This is a genomic window from Actinosynnema sp. NPDC059797, assembly GCF_042732085.1.
GTDB lineage: Bacteria > Actinomycetota > Actinomycetes > Mycobacteriales > Pseudonocardiaceae > Actinosynnema.
Map to the genome: position 1 here is coordinate 1 of NZ_JBHWIE010000509.1, position 4,063 is coordinate 4,063.

Consider the following 4,063-nt stretch of genomic DNA (forward strand, 5'->3'; position numbering starts at 1 on the left):
GTACACCCCGCTGATCGCCCGGGTCCTCGGCCCCGGCGCCCTCACCCAGCGCGACCCCCCGCTGGGGGGGGGGGGTTGCGCCGGCACCTGGGGGGGCCCCCCGGGGGGGGGCCCGCCCGCACCAGGCCCCCCGACCTGGAAACACCCAGCGGAACAGGTGGTTAACGGACATGGGCGATGGGTACGTGGTGCCCGTGAGCCAGGGCGAGGAATCCCACCACAGAAGACTGACCCGCAACCTGAACGAGCTGCTCCAGGAGCTCAGGGTGGCGCAGGCGGGTGTGCAGATCCTGTTCGGCTTCCTGCTGACGATCGCCTTCACCGATCGCTACCAGGAAGCGGACAACTTCATCCGCATCACGCACCTCATCACGATCATGTTCGCCGCCTGCTCGGTCGCGCTGATGACCGCGCCGGCCGCGTGGCACCGGCTGCTGTTCCGCCGGGGCAGGCGCGAGGACCTGATCGAGGTCGCGAACCGCTTCGCGATCGCGGGGCTGGTCTTCCTGGCGCTGGCCATGATCGGCACGGTGCTGCTGCTGGGCGAGGTCATCCTCGGCGGGTGGATGGCCGTCGTGCTCGGCGTCTTCGCCGTCCTGCTGTTCGGCACCCTGTGGTTCGTCCTGCCGCTGCGCGAGCGCGGGCGGGACAGCTTCGACGACGACAGCGACGACGAGGACGAGGACGAGGACGAGGACGACGAGACGGCAGACCGGCAGGGGTGATCCCCGGCCGGTCGGCGTTCAGCCGTTCTCGTCGGTGACCGCGCGCCGCGTCGCCCCAGACCTCCACCTCCCGGACCGGTCCGCCCGGGACGTCGAGGGACGAGCAGTCCGCGTCCTCCCGCGCCCACTCGGTCGGCAGCGAGCACGCCCGGTCGGCGTCGCCCGCGGAGACGGCGGAGGTGAACCCGTCCGCCGCCTCCCGCACCGGGTCCTCGGCGCCCGAACCACACCCGCCCGCCGCCGGCGCCGCGGCGAGCGCCACCACCCAGCGGATCACGGACGGGCGGTGGCGCCTCACGGGCGCAGCAGCACCTTGACCGCGCCGTCCTGCTTCCGCTGGAAGATCTCGTACGCGTGGGGCGCCTCGTCCAGCGGCAGGTGGTGCGTCGCGAACGAGTCCACGCCCAGCGGGTCCTCGTCGGTCAGCAGCGGCAGGATCTCCGGCACCCAGCGCCACACGTTGGCCTGGCCCATGCGCAGCTGCACCTGCTTGTCGAACAGGGTCAGCAGCGGCAGCGGGTCGGCCATGCCGCCGTACACGCCGGACAGCGAGATGGTGCCGCCGCGCCGCACGATGTCGATCGCCAGGCGCAGCGCGTGCAGCCGGTCGACGCCCGCGGTCTTCATGAACGGGGCGGCGATGGCGTCCGGCAGCAGCCCCACCGCCTGGTGGGCCAGCTTGGCGACCGGCGCGCCGTGCGCCTCCATGCCGACCGCGTCGATCACGGCCTCCGGGCCGCGCCCGTCGGTCAGCTCGCGGATGTGCCCGACCAGGTCCTTGTCCCGCGCGTTCAGCACGGTCACCCCGTGGGCCTCGGCGCGGGCCATGCGCTCGGGCACCAGGTCCACGCCGATCACCGTGCCGACGCCGCGGTGCCTGGCGATGCGGGTGGCCATGTCGCCGATCGGGCCGAGGCCGAGCACCACGAGGCTGTCGCCCGGGTCCGCGTACTCGACCGCCTGCCACGCGGTGGGCAGCACGTCGGACAGGTACACGAACCGGTCGTCCGGCGGGCCGTCCGGCACCTTGATCGGCAGCGTGTTGCCGAACGGCACCCGCAGGTACTCCGCCTGCCCGCCGGGCACCTGCCCGTAGAGCTTGGTGTAGCCGAACAGCGCCGCGCCGCTGCCCTGCTCGCGCACCTGGGTGGTCTCGCACTGCGAGTGCAGCCCCTGCCCGCACATGAAGCACGTGCCGCAGGAGACGTTGAACGGGATCACCACCCGGTCGCCCGGCTTGACCTCCGTGACCTCGGGCCCGACCTCCTCGACGACGCCCATGGGCTCGTGCCCGAGGATGTCGCCCGCGTCGAGGAACGGGCCGAGCACCTCGTACAGGTGCAGGTCGGACCCGCACAGACCGGTGGAGGTGACGCGCACGACCACGTCCGCGGGGTCCTTGACGACCGGGTCGGGCACGCTGTCCACGCGCACGTCCCGCTTGCCGTGCCAGGTGACGGCCTTCATCGTGGTGTTCTCCCTTCGCCTGATCGTGGCGTTCCCTGGTCGGGGTGTGGCAAACCCCGGCGCGGGTACTCGCCGCCCATGAGTGCTCCACTACCCGAGGAACGGACCGGCGCGCCGCTGTACGCGGTGGTGACCGGGGCCGACTCCGGCATCGGCAGGGCGATCGCGGTGGCGTTCGCGGGCGGCGGTGTGGACGTCGGGATCACCTACCACGAGGACGCGGAGGGCGCGGAGGCCACCGCGGCGGAGGTCCGGGAGAAGGGCGCCCGCGCGTTCGTGCGGCGGCTCGACCTGACGGACCTGCCCACCGCGACGGCCGCGGTGGACGAACTGGCCGAGGAGCTGGGCGGCCTCGACGTCCTGGTCAACTGCGCCGGCACCGGCAGCTCGCAGAAGGCCCTGGACATGGACTTCGAGACCTGGCGCTCGGTGCTGTCGGTCGACCTGGACGGCGCGTTCCTGTGCTCCCAGCGCGCCGCCAAGCACATGATCGCCGCGGGCCGCGGCGGGCGGATCGTCAACATCACCTCGGTGCACGAGCACCAGCCGCGCGTGGGCGCGGCGCCGTACTGCGCGGCCAAGGCCGGGTTGGGCGCGTTGACGAAGGTGCTGGCCCTCGAGCTGGCCGAGCACGGCATCACGGTGAACTCGGTCGCGCCTGGCGAGATCTCCACGCCGATGACCGGTCAGACCGACACCGACCCGCGGACCGAGCCGAGGCCGGGCGTCCCCCTGGGCCGCCCCGGTCACGCGGACGAGGTCGCGGCGGTGGTGGCGTTCCTGGCCACGCCCGCGGCCGGCTACGTGACCGGCGCGTCGTTCGTGGTGGACGGCGGCATGACGCTGATGGGGCCGCAGGCGAGCCAACTGCTCCCGGATCGGAGCTGGCTGGAGGTGTAGCGGGTCACGGTTCGCGGGGGGCGCGGAGTTCGAGCAGGCGCATCAGGTCCTCCGGCCGGTCGACCGGGACCTGCCACTCCGCGCCGTCGGCGAACCCCAGGCGCACGACCGGGCCGCGCCGGACCTTCCAGCGGGTGCCGCGGTCCTCCGAATAGGCGTCCTCGTGGAGTTCCACGGGCTCGACCCGGCGCAGCTCGGCCCAGTCGCGGTGGTTGCCCTCGTCGGTGCGGAAGAAGCCCAGCGCGGAGCCGATGGCCAGCCCGCGCGGGCCGACGCCCAGCACCACGGTCGCCCTCCTCGGGTGGAAGGGCACCTCCAGCGACGACGCCGCCAGGTCGTCCTCGCGCAGGGAGGCGAACGCCGTCCTCGTCGCCTGGAGCCCGAACCGCCGGGCCCACACCAGCGCGCCCGCGGCCGGCCCGGCCGTCACCAGCGCCGTGACGCCCCAGTACGCCCCGAACGTGACGTTCACCAGCAGCAGCGTCGCGATCAGCCAGGCGTTCACCACGCCCCACAGGAACGACACGGTGACCTCGCCGGCCCACTGCGCCGGTCGGTCCGACCGGACCAGGTCGCGCAGGTCCGACAGCAGGGTGAACCCCGACGACCCCAGGAACAGCAGCGCCGTCAGGACGAACGTCCGCCGGTGGCCCGCGTCCGGCAGCACCAGCAGCAGCACCAGGAACACCACCGCCGCGATCCACGGCAGCAGCGCCAACAACCGCATCGTGCCGCGCAACCACTCCACCGCGCGGTCGACCTCGGCGTTCCCGCTCCCCATGATGCCCCTCCCCGTCCTCCGACGGCTGCGACGCGCGTGGTCGGCCGCCGGTTCCGGTTCGCCGGGCGGGGGTGCGGGAAGCCGAGGTCCGGGCGGGGCTAGGGGCTGTCCTCAAAGCCAGATGAGCAGGGTGGCCAGGTCGAGCATGCCCCGGTAGGACACGGCGGTCTTGTCGAACCTGGTCGCGATG

General features: G+C 73.2%; 4 protein-coding genes. 2 read left to right on the plus strand and 2 right to left on the minus strand.

The genetic code is table 11. The annotated features are described in order from the left end of the window. The first annotated feature begins 170 nt into the window (after positions 1-170). On the plus strand, positions 171-725 hold the full coding sequence (locus ACFV4N_RS40680) for a DUF6328 family protein (protein WP_499678028.1): 555 nt from the start codon (positions 171-173) through the stop codon (positions 723-725). A gap of 294 nt (positions 726-1,019) precedes the next feature. On the opposite strand, the gene ACFV4N_RS40685 is transcribed toward ACFV4N_RS40680, so the two are convergent. After that, positions 1,020-2,192, minus strand: coding sequence for a zinc-dependent alcohol dehydrogenase (locus ACFV4N_RS40685; RefSeq protein ID WP_499678029.1), 1,173 nt, complete (start codon positions 2,190-2,192; stop codon positions 1,020-1,022). Positions 2,193-2,270: 78 nt separating this feature from the next. Here ACFV4N_RS40685 and ACFV4N_RS40690 point away from each other — a divergent pair, with 78 nt between their 5' ends. Next, a complete protein-coding gene (locus ACFV4N_RS40690) occupies positions 2,271-3,092 on the plus strand; it encodes an SDR family oxidoreductase (protein WP_499678030.1) in 822 nt (273 codons plus the stop codon). A gap of 4 nt (positions 3,093-3,096) precedes the next feature. On the opposite strand, the gene ACFV4N_RS40695 is transcribed toward ACFV4N_RS40690, so the two are convergent. Then, positions 3,097-3,873, minus strand: a complete 777-nt coding sequence (locus ACFV4N_RS40695; protein WP_499678031.1) for a hypothetical protein — start codon at positions 3,871-3,873, stop codon at positions 3,097-3,099. Between the last annotated feature and the right edge of the window lie 190 nt (positions 3,874-4,063).

Bases quoted from the DNA above. Each gene is read 5' to 3' on its own strand.
- ACFV4N_RS40680 (WP_499678028.1), top strand. From the start codon at position 171: ATGGGCGATGGGTACGTGGTGCCCGTGAGCCAGGGCGAGGAATCCCAC.
- ACFV4N_RS40685 (WP_499678029.1), bottom strand. From the start codon at position 2,192: ATGAAGGCCGTCACCTGGCACGGCAAGCGGGACGTGCGCGTGGACAGC.
- ACFV4N_RS40690 (WP_499678030.1), top strand. From the start codon at position 2,271: ATGAGTGCTCCACTACCCGAGGAACGGACCGGCGCGCCGCTGTACGCG.
- ACFV4N_RS40695 (WP_499678031.1), bottom strand. From the start codon at position 3,873: ATGGGGAGCGGGAACGCCGAGGTCGACCGCGCGGTGGAGTGGTTGCGC.